The organism is Janthinobacterium sp. GW823-FHT03B06, from assembly GCF_058796955.1.
This window is the reverse complement of the sequence record NZ_JBXAJE010000006.1, coordinates 263,401-279,894: the sequence shown is the minus strand read 5'-3', so window position 1 is coordinate 279,894 and position 16,494 is coordinate 263,401. Positions and strand designations below refer to the sequence as shown.

General features: G+C 65.8%; 14 protein-coding genes. 6 read left to right on the top strand and 8 right to left on the bottom strand.

All coding sequences use genetic code 11. From position 1 onward, the window contains the following. Positions 1–110 precede the first annotated feature (110 nt). The 3 genes from AC1RBA_RS20640 to AC1RBA_RS20630 form a co-directional block, all read right to left on the bottom strand. Positions 111–473: a hypothetical protein gene (locus tag AC1RBA_RS20640; RefSeq protein ID WP_492419711.1), complete on the bottom strand. Its 363-nt coding sequence runs from the start codon at positions 471–473 to the stop codon at positions 111–113. Then, entirely contained in the window at positions 457–1,050 is a 594-nt protein-coding gene (locus AC1RBA_RS20635; RefSeq protein WP_492419710.1) for an SMI1/KNR4 family protein, read from the bottom strand. Before AC1RBA_RS20635 ends, AC1RBA_RS20640 begins: the two co-directional genes overlap by 17 nt. Before the next feature lie 67 nt (positions 1,051–1,117). After that, positions 1,118–2,305, bottom strand: a complete 1,188-nt coding sequence (locus AC1RBA_RS20630) for an MFS transporter (protein ID WP_070220310.1) — start codon at positions 2,303–2,305, stop codon at positions 1,118–1,120. A gap of 122 nt (positions 2,306–2,427) precedes the next feature. Between AC1RBA_RS20630 and AC1RBA_RS20625 the strand changes: the two genes are divergently transcribed. Then, positions 2,428–2,949 carry a MarR family winged helix-turn-helix transcriptional regulator gene (locus AC1RBA_RS20625; RefSeq protein WP_492419709.1) on the top strand — a complete coding sequence of 174 codons (522 nt, stop codon included), beginning with the start codon at positions 2,428–2,430 and terminating at the stop codon, positions 2,947–2,949. On the opposite strand, the gene AC1RBA_RS20620 is transcribed toward AC1RBA_RS20625, so the two are convergent. Next, entirely contained in the window at positions 2,946–3,554 is a 609-nt protein-coding gene (locus AC1RBA_RS20620; RefSeq protein ID WP_492419708.1) for a hypothetical protein, read from the bottom strand. The two genes, AC1RBA_RS20625 and AC1RBA_RS20620, sit on opposite strands and share 4 nt — an antisense overlap. Positions 3,555–3,643: 89 nt before the next feature. On the opposite strand from AC1RBA_RS20620, the gene thiL reads away from it, so the two are divergent. Next, positions 3,644–4,624 (top strand): thiamine-phosphate kinase, encoded by a 981-nt coding sequence (thiL, locus tag AC1RBA_RS20615; RefSeq protein ID WP_492419707.1) that lies wholly within the window; start codon positions 3,644–3,646, stop codon positions 4,622–4,624. 1 nt (position 4,625) lies between these two features. On the opposite strand, the gene AC1RBA_RS20610 is transcribed toward thiL, so the two are convergent. Genes AC1RBA_RS20610 through AC1RBA_RS20600 form a run of 3 tightly spaced genes read right to left on the bottom strand, consistent with a single transcriptional unit; the run spans position 4,626 to position 9,847 of the window. Next, on the bottom strand, positions 4,626–7,202 hold the full coding sequence (locus tag AC1RBA_RS20610; RefSeq protein ID WP_070290933.1) for an EAL domain-containing protein: 2,577 nt from the start codon (positions 7,200–7,202) through the stop codon (positions 4,626–4,628). Further along, on the bottom strand, positions 7,199–9,229 hold the full coding sequence (locus AC1RBA_RS20605) for a sensor histidine kinase, YfiR-like protein-associated (protein ID WP_070220315.1): 2,031 nt from the start codon (positions 9,227–9,229) through the stop codon (positions 7,199–7,201). Before AC1RBA_RS20605 ends, AC1RBA_RS20610 begins: the two co-directional genes overlap by 4 nt. Then, positions 9,230–9,847: a TOL_0243 family YfiR-like periplasmic protein gene (locus tag AC1RBA_RS20600; protein ID WP_162995783.1), complete on the bottom strand. Its 618-nt coding sequence runs from the start codon at positions 9,845–9,847 to the stop codon at positions 9,230–9,232. 223 nt (positions 9,848–10,070) lie between these two features. Between AC1RBA_RS20600 and AC1RBA_RS20595 the strand changes: the two genes are divergently transcribed. Next, on the top strand, positions 10,071–10,553 hold the full coding sequence (locus AC1RBA_RS20595) for a CinA family protein (protein ID WP_230501887.1): 483 nt from the start codon (positions 10,071–10,073) through the stop codon (positions 10,551–10,553). Here the strand turns inward: AC1RBA_RS20595 and AC1RBA_RS20590 are convergent. Continuing rightward, a complete protein-coding gene (locus AC1RBA_RS20590; RefSeq protein WP_492419706.1) occupies positions 10,543–12,315 on the bottom strand; it encodes a GGDEF domain-containing protein in 1,773 nt (590 codons plus the stop codon). The two genes, AC1RBA_RS20595 and AC1RBA_RS20590, sit on opposite strands and share 11 nt — an antisense overlap. Before the next feature lie 212 nt (positions 12,316–12,527). Here AC1RBA_RS20590 and AC1RBA_RS20585 point away from each other — a divergent pair, with 212 nt between their 5' ends. From AC1RBA_RS20585 to AC1RBA_RS20575, 3 genes are all read left to right on the top strand, one after another. After that, positions 12,528–13,256, top strand: coding sequence for a P-loop NTPase family protein (locus tag AC1RBA_RS20585; RefSeq protein ID WP_070220320.1), 729 nt, complete (start codon positions 12,528–12,530; stop codon positions 13,254–13,256). Beyond that, complete coding sequence (locus tag AC1RBA_RS20580) at positions 13,257–13,610, top strand: hypothetical protein (RefSeq protein WP_492419705.1); 354 nt, start codon at positions 13,257–13,259, stop codon at positions 13,608–13,610. Positions 13,611–13,676: 66 nt separating this feature from the next. Then, complete coding sequence (locus AC1RBA_RS20575; protein WP_492419704.1) at positions 13,677–16,490, top strand: M16 family metallopeptidase; 2,814 nt, start codon at positions 13,677–13,679, stop codon at positions 16,488–16,490. Positions 16,491–16,494 lie beyond the last annotated feature (4 nt).

Here is a 16,494-nt window from a genome sequence, read left to right as displayed (position 1 = left end):
CAGTCTGATATCACGAAAACGCATAACCTAGCATTGTAAGGCCGTCCGGCGGCACAAACGTCCTGAACAGGAAAAACTATCAAATTTTAGATTTCAATTAGTTTTTATGATCAGTCGCCGGGAGCACGCCACAGCGGCAGCGCGGCGACGGCGCGCTCGAGATCGTCCATGTCGTCGTCACCCAGGCTGGTGTCAAATGGGGCGGACAGGATGCGCCGCATCAGGGCCAGGCGCGTCGTCGCTTGCTCCTCGTCGATGAAGCGCGTCGTCTCCGCGCAATACCGGGCGCGGCGCAGCACATCGGCGCCGTCATCTTCGCCGTCGGGATAATAATGGCGGCCGATGTGCTGCAGCGACTGCAGCAGGAATTCGATCTCGCGCAGGATGCGCAGCGCATCCTCGCCGGACAGCACGATGCGGCGGTTGGCAGGCAGCAGGGACGGCGGCGTGGCCCGGTTATTCGAAATTGTCATCGATCAGGAAGCCGTAGCCGTCATCGATCAGCATTTGCAGATACGCGTCGAAGCTGTCGGCGATGACCTGGTAGTTGTCGGGATCGTGCAGGAAGCGCACGACCTGCCCCACCTTGCCCGACGCCGCGGGCGTGAAATCGACATACAGGCGCGAGGAGCCGCCATTGTTCATGCAATGCGAAAAACACAGGCGCTGGCCCTGTTGGATGCCCGCGTCGATGCGGGTATCGACGATGCCGGGGTCGTCGTCCAGGTAATGGCCGTAGATATCGGCGATGCTGCGCTGGTTCGCTTGCCGGTCTTCCAGGATCTGTTCGACGGAACTCAGGTAATACGGGTACTCGAACACGTCCGAGCCCAGCATGTACACCAGCACCATGCCGCCGGGATACTCCTGGTAATAGGTGCCATTGTACTGGCCCAGCAGGCGCAGCAGGCTGTCCGGGCACAGCGGATAGGCCTGGCGCAAGCTGGCCAGTTGCGCCGCGCTGGCGCCGCTGGCCAGCGCCAGCTCCGCCAGCGGTTCCGGCGGCATGGCCTGGCGCAAGCCGGTTAAATAGTGGTCGACGATATCCATGCGTGGCGGGCTCCTGAATTGACGGGTCGGCGCAATATAGCAGTTCAGGATACGCGTCCGGCGCACGCTAGCGCGCACCGGCCAGCCGCGCCCCCGGCGCGAAGCGCACGGCGATCAGCAGCAACAGCACCACGCCCCCCGCCATCACCATCCACGCCTGGGCCAGGCTGGACGAATGCTGGCGGATCAGCCCGGCGATGAAGGGCATGCTGCTGGCGATGATGTAGCCGCCGCCCTGCACAAAGCCGAGCAAGGCGCCGGCGCCCGCCGGGTCACGCACGTGGTCCATGCTGACGATCAGCGACAGGGGGAACAGCGCGCCGATGCCGCAGCCGAGCAGGATCACGGCGGGAATGGCCAGCTGCGCGGGCGCCACGATCAGGCAAGCCAGGCCGGCCAGCACGGCCAGCAAGACCGACAATAACAGGATGCGGCGGTCGGGGAAGCGGTGGATGATGCTGGAAATCACCAGTCCCGCCAGCACTTCCACCAGGGTCAGGCCACCGAGCAGCAAGCCGCTGTCGGCCGCGCTCCAGCCCAGTTCCGTATAAAACGGCGGCAGCCAGGCCAGCACCAGCGTGTACGCCCCCGTGCCGATGCCAAAGAACACCATCAGCAGCCAGGCGCGGCGGCTGCCCACGGGCAGGCTGGCGCCCGCGCCGCCGGTCACCTCCACGCGCGAGGCGGCGGCGCGGCGCCACAGCAGCGCGGCGGCCACGGCGGGCAGCGCCCACAGGGCCAGCAGCGCTTGCCAGCCCCAGCTTTGCGCCAAGGGCGAAGCGGAGGCGGCGGCGATGGCCGCGCCGCCCATGATGCCCGTCGTATAAAAGCCCATCAGCTGGCCCGCCCGTTCGGGGAAATGGCGCTTGATGAAGGCCGGCAGCAGCGCCTGCACCAGCGCGATGCCCAGGCCGCCCAGGGCCGCCGTGGCGATCAGCCCGCCGCTGCCGTGCAAGGGCCAGCGCAAGGCGCAGGCGGCGGCGATGATGGCGATGCCGAGGCTGATGCCGCGCGCCACGCCCAGGCGGCGCTGCAGCTGGGCGCCCGCCAGCGCGCACACGCCCATGGCGAACACGGGCACGGTGGTCAGCAAGCCCGCGTCGGCATTGCTGAGGCCCGTGCTGGCCTGGATGCTGTCGAGCAAGGGGCCGATGGCGGCCAGGATGGGGCGCAAATTCAGGCCCAGCAGGATGATGGCGGCCACCAGCAGGGTGGACGAGGGCAGCGGAGAAGAGACGGGGCGTTCAACAGGCATGGCAGAGTAGTCCTTGCCTCGCAGGGAGGCACATGGTTTAATGCGTGACATAATCACTTGATGAAAAGTATCTTAACATAAAGATAGAAATCTATCTTGATGTCGAGATAAATGCCTACACCATGACGGATACCCCGCAAGAACACACGCGCGCGCAATTTGCCGCCGCACAATGGCAGCGCGAGCTGCCGCAGATGGATACGCGCGCCATGCAGCTGGTGGGACAGCTGGGCACGGTGGCGCAGCTGATGGCGCGCGACTGGCTCAATCCCCTGTTCGCCGAACACGGCTTGCAGCCGGGCGAATTCGACGTGCTGGCGACATTGCGCCGCTCGGGCGCGCCGTATGCGCTGACGCCGACGGCCCTGTACGAGGCGGCCATGCTGTCTTCGGGCGGCATGACCAACCGCATCGACCGGCTGGAAGCGGCCTGCCTGATCGAACGCCAGAAGCACCCGACGGACCGGCGCGGCGTGCTGGTGGCCCTGACACAAAGGGGATTGGAACTGATTGAAAAGCTGGTGCTGCTGCACGTGGAGAACGAGCGCGCCATGCTGTCGGCCTTGAGCGCGGACGAGCAGCGCCAGCTCGACCAGTTGCTGGCCAAGCTGCTGCAAGGCATGGCGCAGGCGAAGAAGGGCTAAGCAGCGAGCAGCTGCGCCAGCTCGCGCAGCGCTGCATTGCCGCGCCGGGCCAGGCGCTGCAGGTCGGCAGGGTCGCGGCTGTCGTACAGGGCCTGGACATGCCCCACGCTGGCCGCGCGCAAGTCGATATCGCTGTCGCGGTCCGCAAGCTCGGCGTCGGCCACGTGCCCCTCGACCAGGGTCAGATAGTAATGACGGGGCTTGCCGCGCAAATTGGCGGCAAACTGCAGCACCAGGCCGCTGTCGAACAGCAGGGCACCGCTGCGGCCGCCCTGTTCCAGCAGCACGCGAAACGCGGGCAAAGGCTGCCGCGCCGCGCGCAGGAAACCGGCCAGGTGCACCTGGTAACCGAGGTCCAGGCCATTCGCGCCCAGCTGGCCGCGCTGCAGATACGCCTTGAACGACGCCTGCACGGGCCGCTTGCCCCGGCGGAACAGGCGCTCGTCCTCGTACAGGCACAGCTGGCCGCCGTCGCTGATGGCGTCGAAGCCGCGCGCCACCAGCTCCTGCGCCTCGAAGGTAGCCAAGCCGACGGCTTGCGGGTCGCACAACCAGCCGTGGTCGAGCCAGGATTGCAGTAAGTCGTGGATATCGGAAAGGGGCATGGCAAGTTGCTCGGCAGTGACAAAGGCCTGTATTGTAGGCCAGCCTATAATAGCCGGGCCACACCATCACTCAACGAACAGACCACGCCATGGCCCCACACGACGCGCTTTCCGAATTCGACCTGATCAAACACTATTTCGTGCGCCAGCGCCCCGGCCGCGCTACCCTGGGCATCGGCGACGATTGCGCGCTGATGACGCCAGCGGCCGGCAAGCAGATCGCCATCTCCTCGGACATGCTGGTCGAGGACCGGCACTTCTTTGCCGGCGCCGACGCCCGCATGCTCGGCCACAAAAGCCTGGCCGTGAATCTGTCCGACCTGGCCGCCATGGGCGCGCGCCCCGTGGCATTTACCTTGGCCCTGGCGCTGCCGCAAGCGGAACGCGCCTGGCTGGCCGGCTTTGCCGACGGCCTGTTCGCGCTGGCCGACGCCTTTGATTGCGAACTCATCGGCGGCGACACCACCAAGGGCCCCTTAAATATCTGCATCACCGTGTTTGGCGAACTGGCGCCGGGCCAGGCCCTGCGCCGCAGCGCGGCCGTGGCGGGCGACGACATCTGGGTCAGCGGCACCCTGGGCGACGCGCGCCTGGCACTGGCCGGCTACCGCATGGAACAGGAATTATCGCCAGCCGACCTGGCCACTGCAGGCGCGCGCATGCACACACCGACGCCGCGCGTGACGCTCGGTTGCGCGCTGGCCGAAGCGGGCCTCGCGCATGCCGCCATTGACATTTCGGACGGCCTGGTCGGCGACCTCGGTCACATCTTGAAAGCGTCGCGCGTGGGCGCCACGCTCGACGTCGACGCCCTGCCGGCCGGCCCCGTGCTGGCGCGGCAGGAAACAGGCCTGCGCCGCCGCTACACGGCCGCCGGCGGCGACGACTATGAACTGTGCTTCACGGCGCCCGCATCGTCGCGCGACGCCATCGCCGCACTGGCGATCAGCTGCGGCACGCCCGCCACGCGCGTGGGCCGCATCGAGACGCATGCAGGCTTGCGGCTGGTGGATGCGGCCGGACAGCCGCTGGATTTACAACTGAGCTCGTTCGACCACTTCAGCGACTGAGCTAGCGTACCGCCACGCGCGCCAGCCCCGGCTGGTTCACCATCCAGTAGTGCTGGAAGGCCAGGCGGATGTTGTCGCGCAGCTGGGTGTCGTCCCACGGCTTCGTGTAAAAACGGTAGATGGCGCCCCGGTTGATCGAGTCGAGCACCGCTTCCAGGCCCGTGTAGCCGGACAGGATGATGCGGATGGTTTCCGGGTACAGCTCTTTTACTTTGCTGAGGAATTCCGTGCCGCTCATGCTGGGCATGCGCTGATCGCAGACGATGACGTGCACCCGGTGCAGGGCCAGCATTTCAAACCCTTCGGCCGGCGTGCTGGCCGTGAGGATCTGGTAGCCCTCGGGACGGAACAGGCGGTGCAGCGACGACAGCACGTTGACGTCGTCGTCGACGATGAGCAGGGTTTGCGCCGGCTGGGCGGCCGGGTCGTGGCCGGGCGGCAGGCCGGCGCCCGCGGCGATCATCTGCCCCAGTTCCAGCGCCGGCAGGGCGCGGCTGAAATAAAAGCCCTGGATCTCGTCGCAGCGGTTGCGCCGCAGGTATTCGAGCTGCGGGCGCGATTCCACGCCCTCGGCCACCACGCTCAGTTTCAGGCTGTGCGCCATGCTGACGATGGCCAGCGCGATGGCCGCGTCGTTCGGGTTGCTGGTGATGTTGCGCACGAAGGCGATGTCGATTTTCAGCTTGTCGATGGGGAAGCGCTGCAGATACGCGAGGCTCGAGTAACCGGTGCCGAAATCGTCGATGGCCACCTTCACGCCGATCTTCTTCAATTTTCCCAGCACGACGATGGTGCGCTCGGCGTTCGACATCAGCGCCGTTTCCGTCAGTTCCAGCTCCAGCAGCTCGGGCGCCACGTTGTGCCGCGTCAGCGCGCGCGTCACTTCGCCTTCCAGGTCGCCTTCGGCAAACTGGCGGCTCGACACGTTCACGGCCACGTGCACGGGGCCCACTTCGCTGTCGCGCCACTCGGCGATCTGGCGGCAGGCGGCCTGGATCACCCAGGCGCCCACGCGCACGATCAGGCCCGTGTCTTCCAGCACCGGCACGAATTCGGCCGGCGCCACCAGGCCGTAGCCGGGGCGGCGCCATCGCAGCAGCGCTTCCACGCCGCTGATGCGGCCCGTGCGCAAATCCACCTTCGGCTGGTAATACAGGATGAACTGCTCGTGTTCGAGCGCATGGCGCAGCGCCAGTTCCAGGTCCAGGCGCGCCAGCACCTGCACGTTCATGCCGGCCGTGAAAAAACGGTAGCCGTCGCGGCCCGCCTGCTTGGCGCCGCCCATGGCCGTATTCGCGTATTTGATCAGCGTTTCCGGGTCGGTGGCGTCGTCCGGATACATGGCGATGCCGATGCTGGCCGTCAGGGTGGCCGCGTGGCCGCGCAAGTCGAACGGCGCGCGCAGGGCTTCGCGCACCTGGTTGGCCACGGCCACGGCTTCCTGCTGGTTGCGGCTCATGGTCAGTATCAGCGCGAATTCGTCGTTGCCCAGGCGCCCCACCGTGTCGCGCAGGCGCACGCATTCGACCAGGCGGTTGCTGAACTGGCGCAGCAGTTCGTCGCCCAGCGCCGCGCCCAGGGTGTCGTTGATGCTTTTAAAACGGTCCAGCGCGATGAACAGCACCACGATGCGCCAGCTTTTTTCCTGCGCCAGTTCGACGGCCTGGGCCAGGGTCTGGTAGAACAGGCTGCGGTTCGGCAGGCCCGTCAAGCCATCGTAATGGGCCAGGTGCTTCAGGCGCTCCTGCGCCTGGCGCCGCTCGCTGATGTCGCGCGCCACGGCGATCAGCAGCAGGCCGCCCGCAGCCTGCCCGCCCATCACAGGCGCCTGCGCATACCAGTGCCAGCCCAGCTCCACGGGTATCAGGCTCAGGTCGCGCCGCACCAGTTCGCATTCCGTCACTTCCGTGGCCAGGTGGGCCGGGCCGCCCGGCAGCGCGGCCAGCGGCGGGGCCGGCGGCGACGGCAGCAGGCTGCCGGGCGCCAGCGCCAGCAGTTCGGCGCGCGCATAGCCGAGCAGGCGGCACGCGCCGTCGTTGACGTCGACCAGGGTCATGCCCAGCACGTCGACGAGGAAGATGGCGTCCGTGGTGGCGTCCATGGCGCCGCGAAAGCGCTGCAGTTCGGCCGTGCGCTGGCTCACCGTGCGTTCGAGCAAGGTGTTGTAGTGGCGCGCGGCGCGGTGCAGCAGCCGCACTTCAAGCATGTTGCGGATGCGCGTGAGCACTTCGAGCGCGTCGAAGGGCTTGCTGATGAAGTCGCGCGCGCCCGCTTCCAGCGCCGCCAGTTTGGCGTCCGGGTCGGCGGCGATCACCAGCACGGGCAGATAGCCTTCCCGCTCCAGCGGACGCAAGGCATCCATCACCTCATAGCCGCTCATGCCGGGCATCACCAGGTCGAGGATGATCAGGTCGAACTGGTGCCGCTGGTGCAGGCCGGCCACGGCGCGCGCGTCGAGGGTGCTGCTGATGGCCGTGTAGCCCCCGCTTTGCAGCAAATGCTCGAGCAGGCGCAAATTGACGTCCTGGTCGTCGACGATGAGAATTTTCGCCGCATAGATATCGGCCTGGCTGATCATGGCGCGCCTGTTCCCTTCTGCCGGCGCTGCTGCGCCACATAGGCCAGGGTGCTGTTGATCGCCTCGGTAAATTCATCGAGGTTGATCGGCTTGGTCAGGTAGCGGTAAAAGCCCAGCGCCATGCTGCGCTCGACGTCGCCCGGCATGGCGTTGGCCGTCAGGGCGATGACGGGAATGTGCGCCGTGCGGGGATCGGCGCGCAGCAGCTTCAGCGCTTCCGTGCCGTTCACGTGCGGCAGATTGATGTCCATCAGGATCAGCTGCGGCAGGTGCGTGCGCGCCATTTCCACGCCCAGGCGGCCATCCGTGGCCGTCAGCAGCTGCAATTGCGGGCAGTAGCGGACGATTTCCTCGACCAGGGTCAGGTTGGCGGGATTGTCTTCCACGTACAGCAAGGTCACGGGGGCGCTGTGATCGAGCAGCGCCCCGGCCAGGTCGGGCCGCGGCAAGGCCAGCAGGTCGGGTGCGGGCAAGGCGTCGACCACGCGCAGCTCGATCCAGAAGGTGCTGCCCTCGCCGGGCGCGCTGCTCACGCCGATGCTGCCATCCATCAGCTCCACCAGGCGCTTGGTGACCACCAGGCCGATGCCGCTGCCTTCTTCCGTGCCGCCCTCCTGCCCCAGCCGGTTGAAGGGCTGGAACAGCAGCGCCACCTGTTCGCCGTCCAGGCCCACGCCCGTATCGCGCACGCTGATGCGCACCCGTCCGTCCGCCTGCGGCGCGCAATCGATGGCCACCTGTCCCTGCTCGCGGTTGTACTTGAGCGCATTCGACAGCAGGTTCAACAGAATCTGCTTGAGGCGCGTGCGGTCGGCCAGCACGTTCAGGGGGCAAGCGTCGGGAAAGGTCATGCCGATGCCGCGCTGGCTGGCCAGCGGCGCGATCATGTCGCGGCACTCCTGCAAGATGGCGTCCAGGCCCACCGGTTCGAGCGAGAGGCTGACGGTGCCCGATTCCACCTTCGCCAGGTCGAGGATTTCATTGATCAAGGTCAGCAGGTGGCGCCCCGATTTCAGGATATGCCCGGCGAACTCCTTCTTTTGCTCCAGGGTCGACGGCAGGCGGTCGGAACTGAGGATTTGCGCGAAGCCCAGGATGGCGTTGAGCGGCGTGCGCAATTCATGGCTCATCGACGACAAAAACGCCGACTTGGCATAGTTGGCGCTGCGCGCCTCTTCCATCGCCATGGCCAGTTCGCCATTCGTCATTTCCAGCTGCATCGTGCGCTCGTGCACGCGTACTTCCAGCTCCTGGTTCAGGCGCATGACTTCCTGCTGCGCCTGGGTGCGCTGCTCGCCCTCGCGCGCCAGCTCGCCGTTCGAGCGCTCCAGCGCCTGCGTGCGCAGCTCGATCTCGGCCAGCATCTTGTTGAAGGAATCGACCAGCTGCGCCACCTCGTCGACGCTGAGCTTGCGCGCGCGGCGCGAGTAGTCGCCCGTCTCGATCACTTCGCGCGCCACGTCGGCGATGTCGAGGATGGGCTGCGTGATGACGAAATCGAGGCGGCGCAGCAGCAGCAAGGCCACCAGCAGCGCCAGCACCGTCACGCCCAGCGCGATGGCCAGGTAATCGGCCGTGCGGCCTGCCAGCTCGTAATCGGCGCGCAGATACACGGTGCCCAGCAGCTCGCCATTGTCGACGATGGGCTTGAACAATTCGACGGATTTGCCCGCGATGCTGACGCCTTCCTTGCCCGCCTTCGCCGGCAGCTCGCCCAAGCGTTCATTCGCGCGGTAGCTGGCAAACAGGCTGCCGTCGGCCTTGTACAGGGCGCCGGCCGTCACGCGCGGGCGGATGCGCATCAGATTGAGGTTTTCCAGCGCCAGGCGCTCGTCGTCGAAGGCCAGCGCGGCCGAACTCATGTGCCCGAGCAGTTCGGCCTGGGTACTGATGTCGGCCACCAGATTGCGGTGGTAGGCGCGCAAGTCGTAGGCGACGATGGTGCCCAGCGAAATGACGAGCGCCACCAGGGTGGTCAGCAAGACCACCGACATCAGCTTGTGGCGGATGGAACGCAGTCGTATCATCTAGGCGCCTCCCGTCTGCACGCGGTAGGCGGCCAGCAGCATGCGTGCGCTGATGCGGATATGCGCCTGCGCCACGGGTTTCAGCGCCACGTCGAAGCGCACCTTGTCTTCGGCCATCACAAAATTGATCATGCTGCCCATCGCGTAGACCTCATCCGAATCGGACACCGTCAGCAACGCCAGGCCACGGCTGGCGGCCAGCATTTCCTGCAGCGCCATTTTATCCAGCGCGCCCAGGTACAGCACGTGCAGCCCGGCCAGCGCGTCGCCGCGGCGCACTTTTTTCACTTGCACGGCGCGGCCGTTGACGCTGTGCCCGGCCACGCTCTGTTCGAGCTGCTCGGCCAGCGCATCGGCGCCCGCCACGCCGATCACCAGCGGGGAGTCGGGCCGGGCAAAGCTGCCGTCGGGCCACTCGACATAGCCGGCAAACTTGTACAGATATCCGGCCTTCACCTGGCGTTCCAGCTCCCCCGGCACCTGCGCCCGCGCATCGGCGCACAGCACGCCCAGGAGCAGCATTAGCCAGCCCCAGCGCAGGGAGCGGCGAGCAGCGCCGCGCACAGGGCGGCGCAGGGGGCCAGGATGACGCCACCAGGTCCAGTTCAGAATTGCCATGACAACCGAGTAAAGATAATGCATATGAAGGCGCGGCACCATGCCGCCTGCCTGTTCGAGCGATGCGCACCAGGGTGGCGCAGCGACAGAGCGCCTGCCGGCCCGAAGTGGTAGCAAATGTATAAAAGAGTGTACGCATTTTCGCTGTGACCGGGGAAAGTTTCTTTTACCGTCGGCCATGCTACAGTCTTGCCACCATTTTCACCGCACACAGGAGCCATCCATGAGCAAGGAACTCGTCCCCCTCTCCACCGCCGTCGGCCTGGCCTTGCAGGCGAAAGGCCTGCTGCTGGCCACGGCCGAATCGTGCACGGGCGGCGGCGTGGCGCAGGCCGTCACCGACATCTCGGGCTCGAGCGCCTGGTTCGAACGGGGCTTCGTCACCTATTCCAACGGGGCCAAGACCAGCATGCTGGGCGTGCCCGCCGAACTGATCGCCGCACACGGCGCCGTCAGCGAGGAAGTGGCGGCCGCCATGGCGCAAGGCACCCTGGCCCACAGCGAAGCCCAGGTGGCCGTCTCGACCACGGGCATCGCCGGCCCCACAGGCGGCGTGCCGGGCAAGCCCGTCGGCACCGTCTGCTTCGGCTGGGCCATGGACGGGCGCGTGCAGACGCAGCGGCTGGTGTTCGCGGGCGACCGGCAAGCCGTGCGCGAGCAGGCGGTGGCGCACGCCTTGCGGGAACTGCTGCGTTTTATTCAGTAGCGCCGGCGATGCAGGCGCGGTCGCGGCCCGCCTGCTTGGCCGCGTACAGGGCGCTGTCGGCGCGCATCAGCAATTCATGGCGGCCGGCGCCGTGGCGCGGATATTCGGCAATGCCGGCTGAAAAGGTGCAGCCCGTCAAGCTGTGCGGCGCCTGCTGGATCAGCAGCTGGCGGTAGCGCGCGGCGATATCATCGATCTTGTGCGCGGCGATGAGGCTGTCGGCTTCGCGCAACAGCAGGCAGAATTCCTCGCCGCCATAGCGGCACACCATGTCGCTGCCGCGCAGCTGGCCTTCCACCAGGCGCGCGAACTGGATCAGCACTTCGTCGCCAAAATTATGCCCGTAGGTGTCGTTGACGCGCTTGAAGAAATCCAGGTCGATGATGGCGATGGCCACGGGCGCATCCGCGTCGGCCTCGTGCAAGATGGCATTGAGGCAGGTTTCGAAATGGCGGCGGTTGTACAAGCCCGTCAGGTGGTCGCGCATGGCCTGCTCCTTCAGGCTGTCCTGCAAGGAATTGACGTGCAGGATCTGGTGCGCCAGTTCGCGGTTCAGGTGCTCGAGCTTGACGTTTTCCGATTCGCGCGCCGCCTGCAGCTCCAGCGCCTTGTCGCGCTCGGCCTTCAGGCTGTGCATTTCCTTTTCCAGATTGCGCATCAGGCTGCGCGAGGCGCGCGCCGACTTGCTGCTGGCCTCGTACGCGGCCTGGAATTGCTGCAGGAAACCGTACGCGGTTTGCCATTCCCCCAGCTGGGCATTGATGTCGGCCAGGCCGCGCAGGATCTGTTGCTGGTGAAACGGATTGCGCGTCCAGCTCAGCAGGCTGTGCGCCTGCGTCAGGGACGCCAGCGCCTGCGCCGTCTGGCCCGCGTGCAGGTCCAGCTTGCCGCGCACCAGCCATGCATGCATCTGCTCCTCCAGGTCCTGGCCCCGGCGCGCATAGTCTTCGGCCCGCAGCAGCAATTGCAAGGCCTTCTCGGGCTGGCGCAGCAGGATGGCGGCATGGGCGGCGATGCAGAACAGGAAGGCGCGCACGGCCAGGTCTTCTTCCGGCCACTCGTAAAACGGCTCGACCAGCGCCAGCGCCTCGGCCGGCTTGCCGGTGGCTAATAAACACATGGCCAGGTTGGCCGAAACGATGGTTTGCTGGTATTTGAGCTTTTGCGTGCCGATGATGTCGAGCGCCTCGACCAGCAGGGGGATGGCGTCTTCATCGTTGCCCAGGTCATGCTGCGACGACGCCAGGTTCGACAGGCTGTTGACCCGGTGCGCGGGACTGCCGAAACGCTCGGCAATGTCGAGCGCCAGCAGGAAATTACGCGGGCCGTCCTGCGTATCGCCACGGTTCAGGGCATCGACGCCCAGACGCGCGTACAGCATGAACTTGTGCAGCGAGTCTGGGATCTGCGCGGCCTGGCTGCGCGCCTGCAGGAAATGCTGCTCGGCATCGGCGAAGTCGCCGCGCCGGCTCGCATACGCGCCCTGCAGGGCGGCCACTTCCATGCCACCTTCCAGGTCGCAGGTCTGCTTGAAATAGTCGCGCAGGCGCTCGCACGACGGCTCCGTTTCGCCCGCATAATAGGACAGCCAGCAATGATTGAGTTCCGCATATGCGCCGCCGCGCGCATACTGTTGCCGTTGCGCCGCCGCCAGCGCCATCTGCGCCAGCCGGCGTGCCTGGCGGCGGTTGCCGATCAGACAGGACAGGGCTTGCTGATTCAAACGGTCAATGTCGGCTTTATCGAGACTGGAGATCGGCACTGCGTCCTCGTTCACACTCTGGGGTGCATTTTTCACACAAAACTTGCTTTGTATCAATGGTATCCTGATTAACATCATAACCAGATTCGCGCGCGCGCATGGCATCTTTGCAAAGGATTGTGGTAAAAATGCCAGTCGTGGCCTGCCCGGGCGCCAGCGCCGCTGTCACGGATCTTTGATTGTCACTGACGCAACAACTTGGAGTAGTCGCAATGCAAAACACGGTACATTTCATCCTGCAGGGCAAGGGCGGCATCGGCAAGACCCTCGTCTCGACCCTGCTGGCCCAGTGGATAGGCGGCAAGGACGACACGCCGCTGCGCTGCTACGACACCGATCAGGAAAACGCCACGTTCTCGCGCTACAAGGCGATGAACGTCAAGCATGTGCCCGTGATGACGGATGCGCGCAACATCGATCCGAAACGCTTCGACGCGCTGATGATCGATATCCTCGACACGGACGGCAACTGCGTGATCGACAATGGCGCGAACACGTTTTCGCCGCTGATGGGCTACCTGCTGGAAAACGACTGTTTTTCGCTGCTGGAAGAATCGGGCCGCAAGGTGTACATCCACACCATCGTCGGCGGCGGCGACACCCTGCACGACACGGCCACGGGATTTGTCGCGACGGCCCAAGCGACGAAGGTGCCGCTGGTGCTGTGGCAAAACGAACACTTCGGCCTGCTGCAATCGGCGTCCGGCAAGCAATTCGTCGAATCGCAATCGTATGCCGATAACCGCGCGCGCGTGAAAGGCAGCATCACCTTGAGCCAGCGCAACCCCGACACCTTCGGCGCGGACGTCAAGAAAATGAACACGGCGCGCCTGACGATGCAGGAAGTGCTGCAGAACGACAAGTTCAACATCATGGAAAAGCAGCGCATCAAGGTCGTCTACCGCGATATCTTCGAACAGCTCGACAAGGTGCAGTGGTAGATGGACCGGCACACACTGCGCAGCCACGTGTTCGACAAGACGGGCATCAAGGTCGACGTCGACGACCCGATATTCGCCCTGGTGGCGCTGAACGAAGCGGTGCTGGCGGACACCGTCGAGCGCCAGCTGGCCCTGCTGGACGCCGCCACGCAGGCGCTGGCCGCGCAGGCGCGCGCCACGGGCGGCTTGCCGGCCGAAGCAGCGCCCGCCATGGCCCGGCCGGTGCCGCAAGCGCCCGGGCCTGCCCCCCTTTTTACGCCGCGCGAATGGCGTTTGCTGGGCGCGGCGGCCATCGTCTCGCTCGCCTGCGCGCTGCTGGTGCTGGGCGGCGCGGCCCTGCTGTATCAACCGTAGCACCATCGCGCTGGGCCAGCCACGAGCGGGCCGCAGCGTCTTCCCCACCCTAGCCTGGAAGCATGCATGAAACCGATCAAATTGCTGGCCATTCCCGCCCTGATGCTGTCGCTGTACGGCGCCCCGCTCACGCTCGCCCACGCCGCCGGCGCCGCTGCCGCGACGGCAGCCACGGCCGTGCCCAATGTCGCCTACGAAAAATACACCTTGCCGAACGGCCTGGACGTGATTCTCGTGGAAGACCATAAATTGCCCGTCACGGCCGTCAACATCTGGTACCACGTGGGACCGGCGAATGAAGCACCGGGCCTGACGGGCTTTGCCCATCTGTTCGAGCACATGATGTTTGCCGCCACCAAGCACGTGCCGCGCGGCATGGCCGACCAATTGCTCGAAGGCGCGGGCGCCACCGATTCGAACGGCAGCACGGATTTTGACCGCACCAATTATTTCGACACGGTGCCGTCGAACCAGCTGGAACTGGCCCTGTGGGCCCATTCCGACCGCATGGGCTATCTGCTCGACGTGCTCGACCAGACGGCGCTGACGAACCAGCAGGACGTGGTGCGCAACGAACGCCGTCAGAGCGTGGAAAACGCGCCCTACGGCATCGTGCAGGAAGCGCTGTACCACCAGCTGTTCCCGAAGACCCACCCGTATTACGCCAGCGTCATCGGTTCGCACGCGGACATCCAGAACGCGAAACTGGCCGACATCAAGGAATTCTTCACCAAATACTATGGCCCCAACAATGCCAGCCTGGTGATCGCGGGCGACATCGACAAGGCCAAGACCAAGGAGCTGGTCAACAAATACTTCGGCAGCTTCAAGAGCGGCCCCGCCGTGGCCAAGCCCGACGTCGTGACGCCGCCCATCACGCAGGAGCGCCGCATCGTGGTGCAGGACCGGGTCGAGCTACCGCGCGTCTTCATGGCCTGGCTGACGCCGTCCGCCTATGCCAAGGACGATGCGGAACTGTCGATGGCCGCGCAGATACTGGCCGGCGGCAAGTCCAGCCGCCTGTATAAATCCCTGGTGTACGACAAGCAGATCGCGCAGGACGTGGGCGCCAACCAGAGCTCGAACGCCCTCACCTCCGTTTTTACCCTCGACGTGACGGCGCGCCCCGGCCACCAGCCCGAGGAAATCGAGCAAGCCATGCAGGCGGAGCTGGAGCAATTGCGCGCCCAGGGGCCCAGCGAGAAGGAAATCGAACGGGCCCGCAACAGCATCGAAACAGCCATGCTGAGCCAGGTGGAAAAAGTGGGCGGCAATGCCAACATGATGAACCAGTACAACCAGTACCTGGGCGACCCCGGCTACCTGGGCAAGGATATCGAGCGCTACCGCCAAGTGACGGCGGCCGGCGTACAGCGCGCCGTCGACACCTACCTGAAAAACCAGGCGCGCGTGGTCGTCTATGGCGTACCGGGCAAGCCGGACCTGGGTCCGGAAGTGGCGACGCCGGCGCCGGGCAAGGTCAAGCCGGCGCCAGGCACGGCCATCAATGCGGACGAGCCATGGCGCAACGCGGTGCCGAAGGCCGGTCCCGCGCCGAAGATCGTGCTGCCGCAAGCGACCTCCTTCACCCTGAGCAATGGCTTGACGGTGATCCACAACTACAACCCGGCCGTGCCGCTCGTGTCCAGCCAGCTGGTCATCAAGAGCGGTTCGGGCGCCAATCCGCTGGCGCAGCCGGGCTTGTCGGGCTTCACGGCGCAATTGCTGCAGGAAGGCACCAGTACGCGCAGCGCGCCGCAGATCGCCGATGACGTGGCGCAACTCGGCGCTTTCCTCGGTACGGGTTCCGGCGCGGACGCCTCGTTCGCCCAGCTGACGTCGCTGAAAACCACCTTCCCGCAAGCGCTCGACGTGCTGGCCGACGTGGTGCAGCACCCGCAATTTCCGCAAGATGAAGTGGAGCGCCAGCGCGCCAGCCGCATCGGCGAACTGGCGCAGCAGCGCGAAAACGCGGCGGCCGTGGCGGCCCGCGTGGAAGCGGCGGCCCTGTACGGCCCGCAACATCCGTACGGCACCATCCAGCTGGGCACGGAAGCGGCCCTGAAAGCCACCAGCCGCGCCGACCTGCAGGCGTTCTGGCAGCAGCATTACGTGCCCAACAATGCGGCGCTGATCGTCTCGGGCGACATCGATGCGGCGCAATTGAAGGCACTGGCCGAAGCCAAGTTCGGCAGCTGGAAGGCGGGCGCGGTGGCGCCGTCCGTGACGGCGGCGCCGGCCACGACGAAAGCCAGGCTGATCCTCGTCGACAAGCCGGGCGCGCCGCAGACGGCCGTGCGCCTGTCGACCATCGCCGTGGCCCGCGCGACGCCCGACTATGCGCCGCTGCAAGTAATGAACGCGGCGCTGGGCGGCTTGTTTACGAGTCGGCTAAGCAATAACCTGCGCGAAGAGAAGGGCTACACCTATGGCGTGCGCTCGCAATTCCAGTACCGCAGCCAGCCGGGACCGTTCTCGATCGCGGCCGGCGTGCGCACCGACGTGACGGGCGCGGCCGTGTCGGAAACCTTCAAGGAAATCCGCGCCATGATCGCCAAACCCTTGACGGCCAAGGAATTGTCGAATGCGCGCAATTCGCAGGTGCTGTCGCTGCCCGGCCAGTTCGAGACGAATGCCAGCATCAGCGCCAGCATGGCCAACACCTATGTCTACGGCCTGGGCCTCGACTATTACGCGACCTTGCCGCAGCGCTTTGCGGGTGTGACGGACAAGCAGGTGCAGCAGATGGCGAAAAAATACCTGCAGCCGGAAAAGCTGATCGTCATCGGCGTGGGCGACCAGGCGAAGATCGCGCAGCAGTTGAGCAAGCTGAAACTGGCGCCCGTGGAACTGCGCGATGCGGAAGGGAACGTCAAGTAACCGG

Bases quoted from the DNA above. Each gene is read 5' to 3' on its own strand.
- AC1RBA_RS20640 (WP_492419711.1), bottom strand. From the start codon at position 473: ATGACAATTTCGAATAACCGGGCCACGCCGCCGTCCCTGCTGCCTGCC.
- AC1RBA_RS20635 (WP_492419710.1), bottom strand. From the start codon at position 1,050: ATGGATATCGTCGACCACTATTTAACCGGCTTGCGCCAGGCCATGCCG.
- AC1RBA_RS20630 (WP_070220310.1), bottom strand. From the start codon at position 2,305: ATGCCTGTTGAACGCCCCGTCTCTTCTCCGCTGCCCTCGTCCACCCTG.
- AC1RBA_RS20625 (WP_492419709.1), top strand. From the start codon at position 2,428: ATGACGGATACCCCGCAAGAACACACGCGCGCGCAATTTGCCGCCGCA.
- AC1RBA_RS20620 (WP_492419708.1), bottom strand. From the start codon at position 3,554: ATGCCCCTTTCCGATATCCACGACTTACTGCAATCCTGGCTCGACCAC.
- thiL (WP_492419707.1), top strand. From the start codon at position 3,644: ATGGCCCCACACGACGCGCTTTCCGAATTCGACCTGATCAAACACTAT.
- AC1RBA_RS20610 (WP_070290933.1), bottom strand. From the start codon at position 7,202: ATGATCAGCCAGGCCGATATCTATGCGGCGAAAATTCTCATCGTCGAC.
- AC1RBA_RS20605 (WP_070220315.1), bottom strand. From the start codon at position 9,229: ATGATACGACTGCGTTCCATCCGCCACAAGCTGATGTCGGTGGTCTTG.
- AC1RBA_RS20600 (WP_162995783.1), bottom strand. From the start codon at position 9,847: ATGGCAATTCTGAACTGGACCTGGTGGCGTCATCCTGGCCCCCTGCGC.
- AC1RBA_RS20595 (WP_230501887.1), top strand. From the start codon at position 10,071: ATGAGCAAGGAACTCGTCCCCCTCTCCACCGCCGTCGGCCTGGCCTTG.
- AC1RBA_RS20585 (WP_070220320.1), top strand. From the start codon at position 12,528: ATGCAAAACACGGTACATTTCATCCTGCAGGGCAAGGGCGGCATCGGC.
- AC1RBA_RS20580 (WP_492419705.1), top strand. From the start codon at position 13,257: ATGGACCGGCACACACTGCGCAGCCACGTGTTCGACAAGACGGGCATC.
- AC1RBA_RS20575 (WP_492419704.1), top strand. From the start codon at position 13,677: ATGAAACCGATCAAATTGCTGGCCATTCCCGCCCTGATGCTGTCGCTG.